21 protein-coding genes are annotated in these 17,937 nt (G+C 72.6%); all 21 read right to left on the bottom strand.

Annotated features, from left to right (window positions below):
* Positions 1-2: 2 nt before the first annotated feature.
* Positions 3-1,409 (bottom strand): flagellar hook-associated protein FlgK, encoded by a 1,407-nt coding sequence (flgK, locus tag AB1K56_RS04645; RefSeq protein ID WP_371204777.1) that lies wholly within the window; start codon positions 1,407-1,409, stop codon positions 3-5.
* Positions 1,410-1,413: 4 nt separating this feature from the next.
* Positions 1,414-1,896, bottom strand: coding sequence for a flagellar protein FlgN (locus AB1K56_RS04640; protein WP_371204776.1), 483 nt, complete (start codon positions 1,894-1,896; stop codon positions 1,414-1,416).
* Positions 1,897-2,012: 116 nt separating this feature from the next.
* Positions 2,013-2,261, bottom strand: coding sequence for a carbon storage regulator CsrA (gene csrA, locus AB1K56_RS04635; RefSeq protein WP_264630318.1), 249 nt, complete (start codon positions 2,259-2,261; stop codon positions 2,013-2,015).
* Positions 2,262-2,350: 89 nt separating this feature from the next.
* On the bottom strand, positions 2,351-4,414 hold the full coding sequence (locus tag AB1K56_RS04630) for a flagellar biosynthesis protein FlhA (protein WP_371204775.1): 2,064 nt from the start codon (positions 4,412-4,414) through the stop codon (positions 2,351-2,353).
* 43 nt (positions 4,415-4,457) lie between these two features.
* Positions 4,458-5,561 carry a flagellar biosynthesis protein FlhB gene (locus AB1K56_RS04625; RefSeq protein ID WP_371204774.1) on the bottom strand — a complete coding sequence of 368 codons (1,104 nt, stop codon included), beginning with the start codon at positions 5,559-5,561 and terminating at the stop codon, positions 4,458-4,460.
* Entirely contained in the window at positions 5,558-6,319 is a 762-nt protein-coding gene (locus AB1K56_RS04620; RefSeq protein WP_371204773.1) for a flagellar biosynthetic protein FliR, read from the bottom strand. Before AB1K56_RS04620 ends, AB1K56_RS04625 begins: the two co-directional genes overlap by 4 nt.
* Complete coding sequence (gene fliQ, locus AB1K56_RS04615; protein WP_371204772.1) at positions 6,316-6,594, bottom strand: flagellar biosynthesis protein FliQ; 279 nt, start codon at positions 6,592-6,594, stop codon at positions 6,316-6,318. Before fliQ ends, AB1K56_RS04620 begins: the two co-directional genes overlap by 4 nt.
* On the bottom strand, positions 6,591-7,415 hold the full coding sequence (gene fliP, locus AB1K56_RS04610) for a flagellar type III secretion system pore protein FliP (RefSeq protein ID WP_371204771.1): 825 nt from the start codon (positions 7,413-7,415) through the stop codon (positions 6,591-6,593). Before fliP ends, fliQ begins: the two co-directional genes overlap by 4 nt.
* Positions 7,416-7,532: 117 nt before the next feature.
* Entirely contained in the window at positions 7,533-7,967 is a 435-nt protein-coding gene (locus tag AB1K56_RS04605) for a flagellar biosynthetic protein FliO (RefSeq protein WP_371204770.1), read from the bottom strand.
* Complete coding sequence (locus AB1K56_RS04600) at positions 7,964-8,620, bottom strand: FliM/FliN family flagellar motor switch protein (RefSeq protein ID WP_371204769.1); 657 nt, start codon at positions 8,618-8,620, stop codon at positions 7,964-7,966. The genes AB1K56_RS04605 and AB1K56_RS04600 overlap by 4 nt, the downstream gene beginning before the upstream one ends.
* Entirely contained in the window at positions 8,617-9,540 is a 924-nt protein-coding gene (locus AB1K56_RS04595) for a flagellar motor switch protein FliM (protein WP_371204768.1), read from the bottom strand. The genes AB1K56_RS04600 and AB1K56_RS04595 overlap by 4 nt, the downstream gene beginning before the upstream one ends.
* A gap of 3 nt (positions 9,541-9,543) precedes the next feature.
* Positions 9,544-10,356 carry a flagellar motor protein MotB gene (locus AB1K56_RS04590; protein ID WP_371204767.1) on the bottom strand — a complete coding sequence of 271 codons (813 nt, stop codon included), beginning with the start codon at positions 10,354-10,356 and terminating at the stop codon, positions 9,544-9,546.
* A complete protein-coding gene (locus AB1K56_RS04585) occupies positions 10,353-11,156 on the bottom strand; it encodes a motility protein A (RefSeq protein ID WP_371204766.1) in 804 nt (267 codons plus the stop codon). The genes AB1K56_RS04590 and AB1K56_RS04585 overlap by 4 nt, the downstream gene beginning before the upstream one ends.
* 5 nt (positions 11,157-11,161) lie before the next feature.
* Positions 11,162-11,380: a flagellar FlbD family protein gene (locus AB1K56_RS04580; protein ID WP_264630308.1), complete on the bottom strand. Its 219-nt coding sequence runs from the start codon at positions 11,378-11,380 to the stop codon at positions 11,162-11,164.
* A gap of 117 nt (positions 11,381-11,497) precedes the next feature.
* Complete coding sequence (locus AB1K56_RS04575) at positions 11,498-12,661, bottom strand: flagellar hook protein FlgE (RefSeq protein ID WP_264630307.1); 1,164 nt, start codon at positions 12,659-12,661, stop codon at positions 11,498-11,500.
* 35 nt (positions 12,662-12,696) lie between these two features.
* Positions 12,697-13,131, bottom strand: a complete 435-nt coding sequence (locus AB1K56_RS04570) for a flagellar hook assembly protein FlgD (protein WP_264630306.1) — start codon at positions 13,129-13,131, stop codon at positions 12,697-12,699.
* Positions 13,132-13,142: 11 nt separating this feature from the next.
* Positions 13,143-15,122, bottom strand: a complete 1,980-nt coding sequence (locus AB1K56_RS04565; protein ID WP_371204765.1) for a hypothetical protein — start codon at positions 15,120-15,122, stop codon at positions 13,143-13,145.
* Complete coding sequence (locus tag AB1K56_RS04560; RefSeq protein WP_371204764.1) at positions 15,119-15,526, bottom strand: hypothetical protein; 408 nt, start codon at positions 15,524-15,526, stop codon at positions 15,119-15,121. The genes AB1K56_RS04565 and AB1K56_RS04560 overlap by 4 nt, the downstream gene beginning before the upstream one ends.
* Positions 15,523-15,948, bottom strand: coding sequence for a hypothetical protein (locus AB1K56_RS04555; protein WP_371204763.1), 426 nt, complete (start codon positions 15,946-15,948; stop codon positions 15,523-15,525). Before AB1K56_RS04555 ends, AB1K56_RS04560 begins: the two co-directional genes overlap by 4 nt.
* Positions 15,945-17,270: a FliI/YscN family ATPase gene (locus AB1K56_RS04550; RefSeq protein WP_371204762.1), complete on the bottom strand. Its 1,326-nt coding sequence runs from the start codon at positions 17,268-17,270 to the stop codon at positions 15,945-15,947. Before AB1K56_RS04550 ends, AB1K56_RS04555 begins: the two co-directional genes overlap by 4 nt.
* Entirely contained in the window at positions 17,267-17,896 is a 630-nt protein-coding gene (locus AB1K56_RS04545; protein WP_371204761.1) for a FliH/SctL family protein, read from the bottom strand. The genes AB1K56_RS04550 and AB1K56_RS04545 overlap by 4 nt, the downstream gene beginning before the upstream one ends.
* Positions 17,897-17,937 lie beyond the last annotated feature (41 nt).

The following is a 17,937-nucleotide window of genomic DNA, read 5'->3' as shown; positions in this document are numbered from 1 at the left end:
GGTCAGCGGCCGACGAGGCCGACGCGGTTGATGAGCAGGTCGAGCGCCTCGTCGACCGCGGTCAGCACGCGAGCGGCGGCCTGATAGGCGGTCTGGTACTTCAGGAGGTTGATCGTCTCCTCGTCACCGTCGACCGACGCCTGCGACTGCTGGCCCGTGATCGCGGCGATCGCGCCCCGGTCCGCGGTGTCGGCGCGCTGCACGTCCCCCGCGACCGAGACGCCGAAGCCCGTGACGAAACTCGACCACGTCTGCGAGGGACCGGTGGGCGAGGCGCCGAGCACCGAGATGCGGTCGGCGACCGAGGTGTCCAGCGCGCCCGCCCCCGGTGCGGCGAGGGCCAGCTGATCGAGACCCGTGGGGACCACCCGCAGGCCGCGCGCGGCCGGACCCGTGGCATCCATCGCGAAGAAATCTCCGCCCGCGGCGCCCGTCGAGGTCACCCCGGAACGATGGATGCCGTTGACGGCCTGCGCGAGCGAGGTGGCGACGGCGTTGTAGGCGTCCGCGACCGCGGCGAGCGTGCCCCCCTCGGCCGCGGGCGCCAGGACGCTGAGCACTCCCCCCACCGAACCGCCGGTCACCGCGACCGGAAGGTCGGGGCGGTCCGTCCACGACACGGTGATGCGCGTCGGATCGGTGATCTCGCGCGGGCCGGTGACGGCGAGGGAACGGCTCGTGTCACCCGAGACGAGCGCGTTGCCGTCGACGCGCAGGGTCATGGTCCCGTCGTCCTCGAGGCGACCGGTCGCTCCGACGACGCTCGACAGCTGCTGGGCCAGCACGTTGCGCTGATCGATGAGCTCGTTCGCCGATCGACCCGACTGCAGCGCCGTCCGGATCTGCCCGTTCAAGGTCGCGACCTGCGCCGCGGTGACGTTGACGTCGGCGATGTGGCGGTCGAGCTGAGCGCGCGCGTCGGACCACTGCCCGACGACGCTGTCGTAGCCCGAGGAGATCTGCGCGGCCAGGACCGTCGCGTTGGTGAGGACCACCTGCGCGGCCGCGGGCTCGGGGGTGTTCGCCAGATCGGACCACCCCGCCCAGAAACGGCTGAGGTTCGCCGCCAACCCGTCCTTCGTCGGTTCGGCGAGCACGGTCTCCGCGGCACCCGCGGCCGTAGCCCGGGCGGACCAGAACCCCGACGCCGACAGTGCGTCGCGCACGCGGGCGTCGAGCACCTCGTCGCCCAGGCGCGCGATCGCCGTGACAGCGACCCCGCCCCCCGCGCTCAGCCCCGATGCCCACGCGGCGGCGGTGCCGGGCGGCGCCACGGAGGTCTGCTCGACGCGCTGGCGGGTGTAGCCCGTGGTGGTCTCGTTGGCGATGTTCTGCCCGGTGACGTTCATCCCCGCGCGGGCCGCGGCGAGTCCCGACGCGGCGACCTGGAGTCCGGCGAAAGTCGACATGCGCTCAGACCTGCACGTCGAGGAGACGGGAGCCGCGACCGGCGATGAGCGACCCGCTCGCCGCGTACTCGCCGGTCGGTTCGCCGAGGCCGGCGATCGTCTCCTGCGTGACCCGCAGCGCCGCCCGCAGGTGCTGGTTGACGATGTCCCTCTTCTGGGCGATCTCGTCGGCCAGACCCGTCATGACCGTGTGATGCGACCCCATGACCTCGCGCCACGCCTCGGTGGGCGCGACCTCGACGAGCTCGCGAAGGGTGGTGGCCTCGGGCGCTCCCCACTCCGTCGCCACGTCGACGAAGATCGTGTCGCGGAGGATGGCGCCCGAGCCGAGGGCCTTGGCGACGCGCTCGACCTCGGTCGTGGCCTGCGGGACCCAGCGCGTGCGCCCCGTGGTCACGAGCAGTTCGAGCTCCTCGAGCTTGAACAGCATCAGCTCGAGCAGTTCGCGCTGGCGCAGCAGGTGCATGCTCAGATCGGTGGCTGCCACGGAAGTCCCCTCGTTCGGGTCGGGTTCTCGTGACGGTGCGGTGCACCCGTCACTCCCGCGACTATCGCGACGAAACGGCGCGCCAGTAACCGGCGACCCCGCCGCGACGACCCGCCCTACTCCCCGGGGACGACCGCCCGCAGTGCCGACAGCAGGGCGGTCTGCGCCTCGTCGGAGCGCGACGCGGTGAGGGCGTCCTGGTTCTCGGAGACGACGCCGACGACGATCTCGCTGCGGTGGATGCGGGTGTCACGCGGGGCGTCGATGCCGATGCGGACGCCGGTGGCGGTGATCCCGAGGATCGTGACCGTCACGTCGTCGCCGATCATGATGCTCTCGTTGGGGCGCCGTGTGAGTACGAGCATGCCGCCGTGACCGCCTTCCCTGGCTTGTGCGCAGAGCGCCGTCCTATCGACGAATATACCTTTTCTGCTCGATCACGAGCGGATTCCGCTCACCCGGCGGCGCCGATCGCCACCTGTTCCCTGCGCACGACCCCGATGACGTCGGTCGCGAACCCGCCGGCGGCGGCTTCGTCGTAGGACAGGATCGGCATCCCCGCGACCTGCCCGGACACGAGAGCGCGCACGGCCTGACGCAGCGACGGCGCGCACACGAGCACGGGCTCGCCCCCCGAGGGATCGATCTCGGACACGGTGCGGCGGACGCCCTCGAGCACCTGCATGGTCGCCTCGGCGCTCAGCACGATCTGCGCGCGACCGTCGACGTGCCGCAGACCCTCGAGCATCTGCTGCTCGAGGACCGTGTCGAACATCACCACGCGCAGTCGGCCGTCCTGCGCGAAGCGCGCGGCGATCGCCGGGCCGAGGGCACTGCGGGCGGCTTCGACCAGCGAGGGGATCTCCGTCGACGATTTCGCGCGCAGGGCCAGCGCCTCGTAGATGCGCCCGAGGTCGTTGATCGACACCCTCTCGGCGAGGAGGGTGGCCAGCACCCGCTGCACCACGGGCAGCGGCAGCAGTGCGGGGGTGAGCTCGTCCACGGCCGCGGGCGTGGACTGCTTGAGGTGCTCGGTGAGCTGTCGCACGTCTTCGAGGGAGAGCAGCCGATGCGCGTGCGCGTGGACGAGGTCGGAGAGGTGGGTGATGATGACGCTCGACCGATCGATGACGGTCGCCCCGGCCAGGTCGGCGGCGTGGGACATCTCGGTGCGCACCCACTTGCCCTCGAGCCCGAACACCGGGTCGACCACGGCCCGGCCCGGGAGGTGTTCCAGGCCCGCGCCGAGCGCCAGGACGTGCCCGCGGGGCACCGTGCCCCTGCCCGCTTCGACCCCCGCGACGAGGATCGCGTACGTCTCGGCCGGCAGTTCGACGTTGTCGCGCGTGCGGACGGGCGGCATGAGGGTGCCGAGTTCGAGGGCCACCTTGCGGCGCAGCGCCTTCACCCGCGTGAGCAGATCGCCCTGGCCGCCGGCGGCGAGGTCGACGATGTCGGGGGCCAGCGAGATCTCCAGGGCGTGCACGCGCATCGTGTCGAGGAGGTCGTCGGGGCGCTCGGCGGCGGCCTCCGCCGCCTGGTGCGCCTCGGCATCGGCCGCATCGGCGGCGGCCCGATCGGCGTTGGCCTTCACCCGCGAGGCGGCGAACAGCAGAGCGGCCCCGATCGCGAGGAACGCCAGGAACGGCATCCCCGGGATGAGTCCCAACCCGAGCGCCGCCAACGCCGTGATGATGAGGGCGTTGCGCGACTGCATGAGCTGGCGTCCCGCGGCACGACCGAGTTCGGCCTCGGCGTTCTCGCGCGTGACGATCATGCCCGTGGACACGGCCATCAGCAGCGCCGGGATCTGCGTGACGAGTCCGTCGCCGATGGTCAGCAGGCTGTAGGTCTCGAGGGCCTTGTCGATCGTCATGCCGTGCATGGTCATGCCGATGACGATGCCGCCGGCGAAGTTGATGACGAGGATGACGATGCCGGCGATCGCGTCGCCCTTGACGAACTTGCTCGCGCCGTCCATCGCCCCGTAGAAGTCGGACTCGGCGGCGACCTCCGCGCGTCGACGACGTGCCTCGTCGTCGGTGATGAGGCCCGCGTTCAGGTCGGCGTCGATCGCCATCTGCTTGCCGGGCATGGCATCCAGGGTGAACCGCGCTCCCACCTCGGCGACGCGCTCGGCACCCTTCGTGACGACGACGAACTGAATGACGGCGAGGATGAGGAAGATCACGGCGCCGATCACCAGCGAACCGCTGATGGTGATCTGCCCGAAGGCGGCGATGACCTGACCGGCGTGCGCCTCGCTCAGGATCAAGCGGGTGGAGGCGACGTTGAGCCCGAGGCGGAACAGCGTGGCCACCAGCAGGAGGCTCGGGAACACCGAGAAGTCGAGGGGCTTCTTCACGAACATCGCGGTCAGCAGGATCAGCAGGGCGAACATGATGTTCGCCACGATGAGGACGTCGAGCAGCGCCGCGGGGATCGGGACGATCAGCAGCAGGATGATCCCCACGACGCCGAGGGGGACGGCGCCTTTCGACAGCACGCGACCGATCATGATCTCCGCCTTCCGTTTTCTCTCCGCGGCCCGCGACGGGCCGTCACAGGTCGCGACCGACGAGGGCCGCGGGGGGCATCGTGTGCGTTCCCGCGCGCGAACCCCTCTTGGTCAGTTGCTGGACGAAGGCGAGCACCTGCGCGACAGCGGTGTACAGGTGCTCGGGGATCTCGTGACCCACCTCGACAGCGGCGTGCAGGGCACGGGCCAGCGCGACGTCGCGCACCATCGGAACGCCCGCGCCCTCGGCGCGTTCGCGGATCTTCTGCGCGATCACGCCGGCGCCCTTCGCCACGACGCGCGGCGCCGACCGACCCGGCTCGTAGCGCAGGGCCACGGCGATGTGGGTCGGGTTCAGCAGCACCACGTCGCTGTCGGCGACGGCGGCGATCATGCGGTTGCGGCTCATCGCCATCTGCCGGGCACGGCGCTGCGACCTGATGAGCGGGTCTCCCTCGCTCTTCTTGTGCTCGTCGCGCGCCTCCTGCTTCGTCATGCGCGTGTGCTGCCGGTTGCGCTTCATCACCACGAACACGTCGACGGCGGCCAACAGCAGGCCCACCGCCACCGCGACCTGCAGCAGGGTCGCCACTCCCCCGCCGGCCCGCTCCAGCAACCAGCTCACCGTGTGCCGCCCGCTGCCCATCAGCACGGGCACGAGCCCCGCGACGACGATCCAGAGGGCGGCGCCGATCGCCGCCGTCTTGAGCAGCGCCTTCGCCCCCTCCCACAGCGCGGCCTTGCCGACGATGCGCTTCAGTCCCGCGACGATGTCGAACTGCTCGGCGCGCAGGGGGACACCCCGCAGACGGATGCCGCCCTGCGCGATCGCCGTGGCGGTGGTGGCCACCAGCACGACCAGCAGCAGCGGGAGCAGCACCTCCCCGACCGTGGCGACGGCGGCTCCGATCGCCTCGACGGCGCGGGAGGGATCGGGATCGCGCGCCACCGTCGACACCGCGGCCATCTGTCCTGAGAGGGCGCGGGACGCGGCATCCACGGTCGAGGGGATCATCACCGCCGCGGCACCGATGCACACCCAGGCCGTGAAGTCCTGGCTGCGTCCGATCTGCCCCTTGCGGACGGCTCTGCGCAGGCGCTCCGGCGTCGCCTTCTCGGTGCGCTCCCCGCTGTCGGTCCCGCTCATCGCGTCACCCCGATCAGCACCTGCGCGGCATCGCCCGCGAGGGAGGACACGATCGCCGGCAACGCGGTGAAGACGAACCCGACCAGCAGGAGGGTCAGCGCGATCTTGATCGGGAAGCCGAGCGCGAACGCGTTGAGCGCGGGGGCGACGCGCGAGACGAGCCCGAGTCCCACGTCCGCGAGGAAGAGGACGATGAGCAGCGGTCCGGCGATCTGCACCGCGCTCACGAGCATCTGCCCGACCGCGTCGGTGAGCACCTCGGCGGGACGACCGAGATCGATCGTCCCGGCCACCGAGACGGCGTCGAAGGAGCGGAACAGCCCGCCGAGCACCAGCTGATACCCGTTCGACGCGAACAGCAGCAGGATGGCGGTCATCTGGAAGAGACGCGTGAACTGCGCACCGTTGACGTTCATCCCGGGGTCGTAGGCCTGGGCGAGCTGGAATCCGCCGAAGGTGTCGACGAGGAAACCCGCGCTCTGCACCGCGCTGAACAGCACGAGCACGAGGAAGCCCAGCAGCGCGCCCACGAGGACCTGACCGGCGAGGGCGAGCAGGAACCCCCCGGTATCGAGGCGCTGGTAGCCGACGACGACCACGGGCGACACCGCCAGACCGAGGCCGACGCCCAGCATCGCCCGCACCCGCAGCGGGATCGCACCGTGGCTGAACGGCGGGGCGACGACGAGGAACGCCGTGATGCGCACGATCGCGAGCGCCGTCGCCTCGAGCCAGACGAAGTCGACGGGGATGTTCATGCGCCGCCGTTCAACAACGACGGGATGCGGGCGAACAGCTCGTTCGTGAAGGCGATGCTCTCGGCGATCATCCAATTGCCGCACACGAGCAGGGCGATGCCCACGGCGACGAGCTTCGGCACGAACGACATCGTCATCTCCTGCACCTGCGTGATCGACTGCAGCAGCGAGATGGCGAAACCGACCACCAGCGCGGTGATCAGCAGGGGGGCGCTCAGCTTCGCGGCCAGCATCAGTGCGCTCAGACCGATGTCGACGACCGCTTCGGGGTTCACCCGGCACCCCGATACGACTGCACCAGCGAGGTGATCACCAATCCCCACCCGTCGACGAGGAGGAACAGCAGGATCTTGAAGGGCAGCGAGATCATCACGGGCGGCAGCATCATCATGCCCATCGACATCAGCGCGCTCGAGACGACGAGATCGATGACGAGGAACGGGATGAAGACGATGAACCCGATCACGAAAGCCGCCCGCAGCTCGCTGAGCATGAAGGCCGGGATGAGCGTGTAGAGCGGGATGGCGTCGGGGGCCGCGGGGTTGTCCATCTGCGCGGCGCGGTGCATCAGCGCGATGTCCTCCTCGCGCGTGAAGTGCAGCATCCAGGTGCGCAGCGGTTGCTGGGCCGCGTCGAAGGCCTGACCGAAGTCGATCTGCCCCGAGGTGAACGGGGTCACCGCGACCTGGTTGATGTCGGTGAGTACCGGCCACATGATGAACAGGGTCAGGAAGAGGCTGAGCCCCGCCAGCACCTGGTTCGGGGGGATCGACGGCAGCGACAGCGCGTTGCGGGTGAGGGCGAGCACGACGAAGATCTTCGTGAAACTCGTCATCATCAGCAGCAGCGCCGGAGCGACGCTGAGCACCGTGATGCCCAGCAGCGTCGTGATGCTGTCGGACGGCGACCCGTTGATCCCGTTGATGCTGATGCCGCCCGAGCCCCCGGTCGCCGCGGCCGCGGCGTGGGCGGTGACCAGGTCGAGCACCCCCGCGAGCACCACGGCACCGCCGAGGGCGCCGGCGATGCGGGCGAGCCGCCGGCGTCGGGGCGCGTCCTCGCGCGCCGCAGCGGCGAGACGGACGGGTGCGGGCACGACGGCGCTTTCGAAAAGGGGGTCGAGGCCGATCCGTAGCCAGGAATGCGAGCGATCCGTGCTCGCGACCGACTATCGCGACGGCGACGGCCCGCGTAACCCGCGCCGACGCCGAGGTCAGGCGGCGCTGCTCGCCCCGGCATCCTCTCCGCGGGCGACGCCGGCGTCCGCGAGCGAGATGACGTTCTCGGACGCCTCGTCGTCGGCGGACGGAGCCTCCTGGGTGTCGACGACGTCGATGCCCTTCTCGCTCACGCCCAGGACGTAGCGGATGCCGCCGAACTCGGCGACCACGAGCTGCGCCTTGCCGCCGAGGCCGGTGCGCGCCACGAGCGTGATCTTCTCGGTCTTCGCGCGGGGGGCGGGCGCGATGCGCAGACCGGCGATCGCCCTCAGACGCCCCAGCCCACGACGCGGCACGAGCCCGGCGAACGGGTTGCCCCCGGCCGCCTGTCCCTTCTGGAGCCGCTTGCCGAGGAAGAGCAGCAACCCCAGCACGGCCGCGAGCGAGACGACCGTGCGCAGGACCTGGAGCAGGTCGTCGCCGTTCACGCGCCCTCCGCCTGGTCGATGATGCGCTCGACCCGCACGGCGTAGTCGCCGTCGGCCACCACGACGGTGCCGTGGCCGATGAGGCGGCCGTTCAAGGTGATGTCGGCGGGCGATCCGGCCGCGCGGTCGAGCTCGACGACCCGGCCGGGCTCCAGCGAGAGCACGTCGCGCACCGCCATCCGCGTGCGGCCGATCTCGACGACGAGTTCCATCTCGACGCCCGCGATGCGGCTGAGGCGCGTGGGGGCGGCGGGAGCCGCCGACGCGGCGTCGTCGATGCGGATGGCGGCACGCGCGACCACCGAACCGTCCTCGCGGACGAGGTCGAACACCTGCGCCCCCGCGACGGTGAACACCCCCGCGGCGTCGACCTCCTCGCCGTCGGCGAGGGTGCCGGGGCCGAGCACCGCGACGGCCGCCTCGAAGACCGGGTGCAGCCGGTCGGCCAGGGCGCCGCCGGCCGAACCGTCGTCGAGCGTGGCGAGGTCGGCGACCTGGATCGCGAGGGTCGCCCCCGGCGCCCCCGCGAAGGCGACGGCCACGGCGCGGCCGGTGGCGCCCGGGTCGGTGGACGGCGCGGGCAGCACCGGGAACGAGAACGGGAGCTTGGCCGCGATCGCGGCGGCCATGGCGGCGGCGTGGAAAGTGCTCATCGGGTCTTCTCCTCGTGGATGGTGGTGATCGTGCAGGCGAGGCGCGAGCCCTGGGCCCCCGGGACCGCGCGGGCGATCGGGGTGCCGCCCGCGACGAGTTCGAACGGTTTCGTCTCGGGATGACCGAACCTCAGCAGGTCGCCGGGTGCGAGGTCGAGCACCTCTCCGGCGGCGATGACGCGCGGTGCCACGCGCAGCGACACCTCGAGGGGGGTGTCGAGGACCTGATCGCGCACCGCGCCCTCGCGGTGCGCGGTCGCGGCGTGGCGGTCGCTCTCGGCGAGCTGGTCCACGACGACGGCCGCGGGGAGCATCACGGTCGCCGTGCTGCGGGACTCCCCCGCGCTCATCGCGAAACGCGCGACGATGACCGCCTCGCCGGGCGAGATCACCTGCATGTACTGGGGATTCTCGTGCAGGCCCGAGAACGAGACCGGTCCCGGCAGGAGCGATCCCATGCAGGCGGTGAGCAGCTCGAACGTGCCGTCCATCATCTGCAGGATCAGCGCCGACTCGAGCGGGGTCAGCGTGCGCGGCGCGATGGGCCCGGTGGGTCTGCCGCCGAGCATCTGCACGACCCACATGAGGGCGCTGTCGAGACCGAACTGCACCACGCACGGCTCTTCGCGGCCGGCGGTCGATCCGGCCACCATGGCCGTGGTCGTCGGCAGCGTGTCGGCGTACTCCTGGTACGACATCAGCTCGAGCCCTTCGGGCGCGAGATGCGTGCGCATCCGCACCTTGGCCGTGAGCTGCGAGGCCCATTGCCGGGCGAACGTCTCGAAGGCCGCTTCGAGCTGCCGCGTGTGTTCGCGGCCCAGCTGGGCCGGGCGGCTGAAGTCGTAGGCGGGATAGCGACGAAGGGAGTCGTCGCGAACGGCCGCTGTCGGCATGGCGGTGTCCTCCAGGGGATGTCTCATGGGTCAGCTCTGCGGGGTGGCCTGGACGAGACCGGGGATCAGGGAGCGCACCTGTTCGTCCTCCGCCGAGAGCACGACGATGTCGACGCGTCGGTTGGCGGCGAGGTCCTCGGGGCTGTCCCCGGCGACGATGGGCCGCTGGTCGGAGAAAGCGACGGCCTGCACCCTGGTCCCGGTGATGCCTTTGCGCTCGACGAGGAAGCGGGCCACCTTCGTCGCGCGGCCGCTGCTCAGCTCCCAGTTGCTGTCGAACGGCGGGATCGCCGCGCGGTGGTCGGCGTGCCCCTCGATGCTGATCTGGTTGCCGGTGGCCGCAAGCACACCGCCGATGAGGTCGAGGACGCGATCGGCCTTCTCGCTCAGATCGGCGCGGTTGTCGGCGAAGAACGTCTCGGCGCCGACGAGCCCGACCTTGAGCCCGCGTTCGTCGATGACGAAGTCGACCGTGTCCTGCAGCCCTTGCGAGGCCAGGGCGGCGGTGATGTCCTGACGCATCTTCTCGAGACTGTCCACTTCGCGCGCGGCCCGCGTCGCAACGTCGCGTACGCCGTCGTCGGCGAGCAGGTCCGGGGGGATCACCAGGCCCTCGGTGAGGTCGCCGCCGCCCTCGACCTGCGACTGACCGAACGCGGCGGCCAGACCGTTCTTGAGCTGGTCGTACTTCGTCTCGTCGACCACCGACACCGCGTACAGGACGATGAACAGGCACATCAGCACCGTCACCATGTCGGCGTACGACACGGCCCACCGCTCGTCGGGCTCGTCGTGCGCGGCGTCCTCGTGTCCGCGTCCTCTCGCGCGCCGGGCGCTGGTCACGCCGCGTCCTCGACGGCGGGGGCGGTGTCGGCCCGCGGTTGCTTCTTCTTCGCCGGGGCGGAGGTCGTCATCGCCTGCAGCCGTTCCTCGAGCAACCGGGGAGGGCTTCCGGCCTGGATGGCGAGGATCCCCTCGCACACCAGCGTCATCCGCTCCTGCTCGAGGACGACCATACGGTTCAGTCGACCCGCGATCGGGTTCCAGATGAAGTTGGCCGACAGCAGGCCCCAGAGGGTGGCGACGAAGGCCGCGGCGATCATGTGACCGAGCTCGTCGGGCTTGCTCAGGTTCTCAAGCACGTGCGTGAGCGAGACCACGGTCCCGACGATGCCGATCGTCGGGGCGTATCCGCCCAGCGAGGCGAAGAACTTCGCCGAGACGCGGTTTCGCGCCGACTCCGCGTCGATCTCGTCCATCATGAGGGTGCGCAGGTCTTCGGCATCCACCCCGTCGGCGAGGGCCTGAACCGCGCGACGCGTGTAGTCGTCGGGAGCGCTGTCGAGTTCCTCCTCGAGGCGCAGCAACCCGTCGGTGCGCGCCTTCTCGGCGTAGCCGACGAGGACGGGGATGACGGATGCCGGGGTGGAGCGCGGGCCGCGCACCATGCGCCCGAGCGAACCGAACGCGGCGATCGCGTCGCGGAGGGTGTGGCTGGCGATGCCGACGCCGATGGTCGACCCGAGCACCAGGATCATCGGGGCGGGGAGGAAGAGGGCGCTCAGCGACGCGCCCTCCATCGTGATCATCGCGTAGAGGGCGCCGAAGGCGGCGACCACGCCGAGGATGAAGGCGATGTCCACGACGGTCAGTCCTGCGCGGAGGCGGCCGTGAGGGCGGAGGCCGCGGCCAGGACGCGGGCCCGATAGGCCACGATCCGCGCGATCAGTTCGTCGAGGCTCTCCTCGACGTTGTAGACCCGACCGTCCACCATGTGCAGGGTCGTGTCGGGCGACTCGTGCACGCGTTCGATGAGATCGGGGTTCACCGCGAACCGCGTGTGGTCGAGGCGGGTGAGCGTGATCATCGGACGGTCTCGTCTTTCGGTGCGGAAGGGGGCGGTGGCGACTATCGCGACGCGGCCCACCCGGGGTAACTCGGGCGGGCCGCGCGGGCGACCCTCGCGCGCGGCGGGAGGGCGGGGTCAGCGCTTGAGGTTGGTGAGCTCCTGCAGCACCTCGTCGCTGGTGGTGATGATGCGGGCGCTGGCCTGGAAGCCGCGCTGCGCGACGATCAGGTTCGTGAACTCCTGGGACAGGTCGACGTTGCTCATCTCGAGGGCGCCCGAGAGCAGGGTGCCGACGCCCGCCTGACCGGCCTCGCCGATCTGCGCGGCCCCGCTGTTGACCGTCGCCCGGTAGGCCGTGCCGCCGACCTTCTCGAGGCCCTCGGCGTTGGCGAAGGTGGCCATCGCGATCTTGGCGAGCGTCTCGGTGCGACCGTTGCTGAAGGTGCCGACGATCGAGCCGTCGGGCGTGATCGCGTACGACTTCAGAGTGCCGGCGGCCGCGCCGTTCTGCCCGCTGAGGGCGACGGTGCTCATGTCGGCGAATCCCGTCAGGGCGGTCAAATCCACCTGGATGCCACCGGCGGCGAGCGTGAGACCGGCGGTCTGACGACCGTCGGTGAAGGCGAGGGCTCCGGTGGCCCCGCTGGTGGGCTCGGTCACGTTCCAGCCGGCCGCGGTGCGCGTGAACGTGAGGCTCAGCGACGTCTTGGTGCCCTGGGCGTCGTACACCTCGATGTCGCGCACGAGCTGCGTGCCGACGGCGGCCGTGGAGGGCAGGTTCCCCGTCGCGGTGGCCGTCGTCGTGGCGCGGGCAGCCGAGACGAGCTCCTGGGGGATCGAGATCGTGCCGGGCGCCTGACCGGTGTCGACGGCCCCGTTCTGCGCCGACCAACCCTGCACGAGCGAGCCGTCCGCGGTGACCATCTTGCCCTGGCCGTCGAACGAGAAGCCGCCGGCGCGGGTGTAGAGCGTCTCGCCGCCCGCGCGGACGGCGAAGAAGCCGTCGCCCTGGATCATCAGGTCGCCGCCGCGACCGGTCGTCTGCGCCGCTCCCTGGGCGAAGTTGGTGCGGATGCCGCCGACCTGCACGCCCAGCCCGACCTGGGCGGGGTTGCGGCCGCCGTTCTCGGCATCCGGGATGCCGGCCTCGCCGACGACCTGCGAGAGGGAGTCCTGGAAGAGCACCGAGGATCCCTTGAACCCCGCGGTGTTGACGTTGGCGATGTTGTTGCCGGTCGTGTCGAGCATCGTCTGGTGGGAGCGGAGTCCGGAGATCCCGGAGAAGAGCGAACGGAGCATGAGGGTCTCTTTCGTGTGGGTGGTCGAGCGGTGGATCAGGCGGTGGGCGGGGTGACGGAGGTGACGGCGTCGAGGGCGACGGTGACGTCGCCGATGGTCACCTGGGGGACGGAGCCTTCGAAGGAGACCTTCGAGACGATCCCCGAGGCCGGGACGCCGTTCGCGTCGACGTACCCGGCGCGCTGGCCGACCAGCGCGGTCGCGGCCTGGCGCATGTCGAGGGCGAAGGCCTCGGAACTGTTGCGGCTCATCGCGGTGAGCTGCTCCATCATGGCGAGCTGGGTGGTCTGCGAGATCATCTGGTTGGTGTCCATGGGCGTGGACGGATCCTGGTTCGTCAGCTGGGTGACGAGCAGTTTCATGAACACCTCGCTGTCCAGCCCCTTCTTGGGGACGGCCGCACCGGATGCGGCGGTGGCGGTGGTCGGCGCGAACGTGGGGGATGTCGCGGTGACGGCATCGACGGTCATGGGTGGTCCTCTCAGGCGAAGATGTCGAGCCCGGCGCCGATGCCGGCGCGGGTGTGATCGGTCGGGGGGTCGGCGAGCGTCGGCGACGGATGCCGTTCGGACGCACGCGGGGCGGGCTCGGGGCGCGGGCCGCGGGCGTCGGACGGAGTGTCACCGGTCGCCCCACCCGATCCCCCGGAGAAGCCGCGATCGCCCGTCGCGTCCCCCGCGCCCGCGGCGACCGAGAGGTGCGCGTGCGGCGCGATCGCCGCGAGGTCGCGTCGCAGCTCGGAGGCCATCGTGCGCAGGACGTCGCGGGCGACCTCCGTCCCCCCGGACACCTCGACGCGCACGTCGCCGTTCGCGCTGATGCGCGCACGGACGGTGATCGGTCCGACGGCCTCGGGCCGCACGGTGAGGGTGAGCTGGTGCACACCGGCGGGTCGCTGGGCGAGGTGGACGACCGCGGGGGCGACCTGGGCCGCGACCGTGCGCGGAACCGCGGCTTCGGTCGCGGGCGCGGCGGCGGTCGGCGCCGGGGCGAGGGGCGGTGCCCCGACGGCGAGCGGCGACGCGGATGCCGCCGCCGCCGCGTCCGCCGCGGCCGGAGGGGACGTCGGTGCCGACGCCGTCGCGGACGCCGTCGCCGTCGCCGAGGCGGACGGGACGACGAGGGCCGCGGCGGGGGGCTGCGGAGAGAGCGTCGACCGGGGGGCGGCGGCGGCGGGGAGGGAGACCGTCGCGTGTGCGGATGCGGCGGGCTCGCTCGCACGCTCGGCCGTCACCGCCCCGGCGGGGGTCGCCTCCCGGGCGGAGGGCGCTGCCGACGCGTCGGGCACCCGCGCCGCGCGGGTCGCGCCGGCTGCGGACGGTGCGTCGGCTCCCGGGACGCGGCCGGCATCGGCCGCGGGGACAGGAGATGGCATCCCCGTCGTGCCGGTTTCGACGACCGCGGGAGCGGAGACGGCGGAAGCGGAGACGATGGGAGCGCGGGTGGATGCCCCGAGAGGCGGGGCGGGGGCCGCGGGCACCGCTGCGGGAGCGACCGAGACGGGGACGGGATCCGCGGGCGCCACGGAGGCGACCACCCCAGGCGGAACCGCGACCTCGCGCGACGGGGCGGGACTCGCGGGCATCACCGCTGCGAGCACCGACGCCGTCGCGCGGGTCGCCGTCGCACCTTCGGTGGGGGCCGGCGACACGGGGCTCGCCGCGGCAGGCGCCGGTGCGGCGGGCGTCGGCGCGGCGAGTATCGATGCGGCGGGCGCCGGTGCGGCGAGCGCCGCGGGAGCGCCGCGGACCGCGGCGTCCTCCCCGGGGTGCTGCGCCTCCGTCGCCGCGGTGAGGGGGGCCGGGGCCGCGGCACCCTCCCCCGTGCCCTGCGCGTCGCCGGGCACACTCACGGCGTCCGACACGGCCGACCGGATGCCGCCCTCCCGGGCCGCCGACGACGCTCCCGGCACGTCCGGCTTCACGGACGGCGCCTCGCCGGTCGCAGCGGCATCCGTCGTCACCGTCCCGGGGAGGATCAGCACCGCGGGAGCGGGCATCGTGTGCAGCGAGGGGCGGGGGCCCGCATCGCCGGGGGCAGCATCGCCGGGAGCGGCGTCGCCGTCCGCGGCCGGGCCCTTCGCCGGGGGCATGATCCACGGCGCCGGCATCGTCCACAGCGCGGGCGGAGAGCTCGAGGAGCGATCCGCTTCCGTGGACGCCGTCACCGGTCGGGCCGGCGCGTCGGTCGCGGGGTCGTCGACCGGCGGGGACGGCGTTGCGGCCGGCCGATCCGTTGCGGTCGACGCGCGCGCACCGCGGCCCTCCGTGGGGGTCGAGGGAGCGGCATCCGTCGACAACCGCGGGGTCCGCTCGGCCTCGGCACCGGCGGCGAGCGCGACGGCATCGGCCGCGCGCGACATCGCCTCACCGAAAGCGGCCCCCGCCCCGCCGCTCGGAGCGGTCGGCGACGACGCCGCTCCGGGCATCGTCGCCGTCCCCACCGGCACGACCAGGGTCACCGGGAGCGTCCCGTCCCGAGCGCGGCCGCGCCGAGAGCCCCGAGTCCGGAGGTGCCGGCCGTGCCCGCGGCGAACAGCGTCTGCAGGGCGGCCGCGAGCTCTCCCTCGGTCGCCGTCTTCGGCGTCGCGCTCATAGACGCCGAAGTCGCGGCGGAGGAGGTCGTCGCGGGCCCGGCGACGAGCGCACGCGCCGCCGCGGCCGCCTCCTCGAGGAGATCGGCGAAGTGCGTCACCGCGGCGGCCGAGGTCGCCGGCACCGCAGCCGCGGAGGTCGAGGTCGTGGACGTCGCCGCCGCGGCCGTGGTGCCCGACGACGCGGCGCTCTTCGCGGCGGCGGAAGGATGCAGCGAGGAGATCTGCCCGGTGATCGCCTCGATCCGTCCGATGACGGCGTCGACGCTCATGCGGCACTCCCCTCGGAACGACCGGCGCGCGTGGTGGCGATCTCGTCGAGCGCATTCTGCTCGGTACGCGCACGCTCCTCGAGCTCGCGGGAGCGGTGGGCGCCCTCGAGCCGCTCGAGACCCTTGAGCTCCCGGCGGGCGTCGACGTGCGCGTCCTCCGCCTCGGCGGCCTCGGTACGGCGCAGGCGCGAGAGGATCTGCAGGTCGGCGAGCGACGCCTGTCCCGCCGCCCGCGCCGCGGCCATGGCCCGGAGCGTCGCCGGATCGTCGATCTGCGTCGCGAGAGCGCTCAGGCTCGACACGGCGTGCTGTTCGGCCGCCTCGGCGGCACGCGCGTCGGCGCGGGCGCGGGCCGCCTCCTCCGCCGCGACGCGCTCCTGGACGCCGCGCACGCGCAGCAGACCCGCCAGTGGAAACGTCATGCGTTCCGCCCTTCGAAGGTGTCGGTGAGGGCGGTGAGGTGCCGCCAGGATTCCTCGGTGGTGCTGAGGTCGTCGATCGACTGGGTGAGGAAGGCGTCGATCGCGGACTGGTGCGTCACCGCGGCGTCCACGAGGGGATTCGCCCCCTGCTTGTACGCCCCGATGTCGATGAGGTCGTCGGCCTGCCGCCGCGCGGCGAGCACACTGCGCAGGACCACGGCGCGCTCCCGCTGCGCGGGGGTGGTCACCTTCCCCACCACGCGCGAGACGGAGCCGAGCACGTCCACGGCGGGGAAGTGACCACGCACCGCGAGGGCACGGTCGAGGACGACGTGACCGTCGAGGATGCCGCGGGCGGCATCGGCGATGGGTTCGTTGTGGTCGTCCCCGTCGACGAGCACGGTGTACAGACCCGTGATCGATCCGCGCGGACCGGTGCCGGCGCGCTCGAGGAGGGCGGCGAGCACCGAGAACGTGGAGGGCGGGTAGCCGCGCGTGGCCGGCGGCTCCCCGGCGGACAGGCCGATCTCGCGCTGCGCCATCGCCACCCGCGTCAGCGAGTCCATCATCAGCATGACCTCGCGGCCGTCCTCCCGGAAGGCCTCGGCGATGCGCGTGGCGAGGAACGCGCAGCGCAGACGCGCCATCGCCGGCTGGTCGGAGGTCGCCACCACGACGACCGAGCGGGTCAGGCCCTCCGGCCCCAGGTCGTCCTCGAGGAATTCGCGCACCTCGCGACCGCGCTCGCCGACGAGCGCGATGACGTTGACGTCGGCGGTCGACCCGCGCGCGATCATCGACATCAGCGACGACTTGCCGACGCCGGATCCCGCGAACAGACCGAGGCGCTGCCCCACGCCGACCGGGGTCATGGTGTCGAGCACCCGCACTCCGAGACCGTGCTGCCGATCGATGCGCCGGCGTCCGAGCACGCTCGGGGCCTCGTTGCCGAGGGCGACGCGAGGGGCACCCGCGAGCGGACCGTGCCCGTCGATGGGCCGGCCGAGACCGTCGAGCACCCGCCCGAGCAGGGTCGGTCCGATCGGGACGAGCGACGCCGATCCCGCGTGCAGGACCTCGGCACCCGCCGTGATCCCGGTGAGCGGGCCGAGCGGCATGCAGCGCGTCGATCCCCCGTCGACGGCGACGACCTCGGCGTCGACGCGTCGTCCGTCCGTGGTTGTGATGCGCACGCGGTCGCCGACGGCGGCGGGGATGCCGACGACCTCCACCCCGAGCCCGACCACGGCCGTGACGCTGCCCGAGCGCTGCGGCCGGACGGCGGCGCGCACGCGCTCCCACGAGGCGCTGACGGTGGTCATCGCAGCGCGTCCCCTTCGGTGTCCTGACGCAACGCCTCGCGGGCGCGAGCGAGGGCGGATGAGACGCGGGTGTCGACGCGGACGTCGTCGAGCTCGACGACGGCGCCGCCCGGGCCGATCTCGGTGGAGGCGATGATCTCGCCGGTGCCCGACAGCACGGCGTCCCCGTCGCGCAGCGTCCGGGCGTCGCGCTCGGACAGCGTCAGCCGCACCCACGTCGCGGGCGCCGCCTCGGCGGCCGCTCGTCGCACCGCGTGGGCCGCCGAGCGGGCGGCATCCGAGAGCTCCACGCCCAGGATCGTCTCGGCGAGATCGATCGCGAGATCCTCGACCCGCTCCGCGTCGGCCCCGACGAGCGCCGCGAGTCGCTCCTCCCACGCCGTGCGCACCGCCTGCACGGCGGCGAGCGCGGAGTCCAGCTCCTCTCGCGCGGCGATCTCGCGCTGCGCGGCCCGCGCCTCGAGGTCCTCCCGCGCCCGCGCGAGGTCGTCCTGCGCGCGGCGGCGACCCTCGGCGAATCCGTCGGCGTAGCCGCGCACGCGCGCCTTCTCGGCGACGGTCCGTGCGTCCGCGACGACCTGGCCGAGGCGCGGCGGCACCAGCGGCGTGAAGGTTGCATCGGTCACGGCGGTCACCCTGCGGGTTGTGGCGAAGCCGATCCGTGGCC

Source organism: Microbacterium sp. BWR-S6Y (assembly GCF_041379845.1).
GTDB lineage: Bacteria > Actinomycetota > Actinomycetes > Actinomycetales > Microbacteriaceae > Microbacterium > Microbacterium hydrothermale.
The sequence above is the reverse complement of the archived record's forward strand: the minus strand, read 5'-3'. Positions and strand labels throughout refer to the sequence as shown.

Bases quoted from the DNA above. Each gene is read 5' to 3' on its own strand.
- flgK (WP_371204777.1), bottom strand. From the start codon at position 1,409: ATGTCGACTTTCGCCGGACTCCAGGTCGCCGCGTCGGGACTCGCCGCG.
- csrA (WP_264630318.1), bottom strand. From the start codon at position 2,261: ATGCTCGTACTCACACGGCGCCCCAACGAGAGCATCATGATCGGCGAC.
- AB1K56_RS04630 (WP_371204775.1), bottom strand. From the start codon at position 4,414: ATGATCGGTCGCGTGCTGTCGAAAGGCGCCGTCCCCCTCGGCGTCGTG.
- AB1K56_RS04625 (WP_371204774.1), bottom strand. From the start codon at position 5,561: ATGAGCGGGACCGACAGCGGGGAGCGCACCGAGAAGGCGACGCCGGAG.
- AB1K56_RS04620 (WP_371204773.1), bottom strand. From the start codon at position 6,319: ATGAACATCCCCGTCGACTTCGTCTGGCTCGAGGCGACGGCGCTCGCG.
- AB1K56_RS04600 (WP_371204769.1), bottom strand. From the start codon at position 8,620: ATGAGCACTTTCCACGCCGCCGCCATGGCCGCCGCGATCGCGGCCAAG.
- AB1K56_RS04595 (WP_371204768.1), bottom strand. From the start codon at position 9,540: ATGAGACATCCCCTGGAGGACACCGCCATGCCGACAGCGGCCGTTCGC.
- AB1K56_RS04580 (WP_264630308.1), bottom strand. From the start codon at position 11,380: ATGATCACGCTCACCCGCCTCGACCACACGCGGTTCGCGGTGAACCCC.
- AB1K56_RS04575 (WP_264630307.1), bottom strand. From the start codon at position 12,661: ATGCTCCGTTCGCTCTTCTCCGGGATCTCCGGACTCCGCTCCCACCAG.
- AB1K56_RS04570 (WP_264630306.1), bottom strand. From the start codon at position 13,131: ATGACCGTCGATGCCGTCACCGCGACATCCCCCACGTTCGCGCCGACC.
- AB1K56_RS04560 (WP_371204764.1), bottom strand. From the start codon at position 15,526: ATGAGCGTCGACGCCGTCATCGGACGGATCGAGGCGATCACCGGGCAG.
- AB1K56_RS04555 (WP_371204763.1), bottom strand. From the start codon at position 15,948: ATGACGTTTCCACTGGCGGGTCTGCTGCGCGTGCGCGGCGTCCAGGAG.
- AB1K56_RS04550 (WP_371204762.1), bottom strand. From the start codon at position 17,270: ATGACCACCGTCAGCGCCTCGTGGGAGCGCGTGCGCGCCGCCGTCCGG.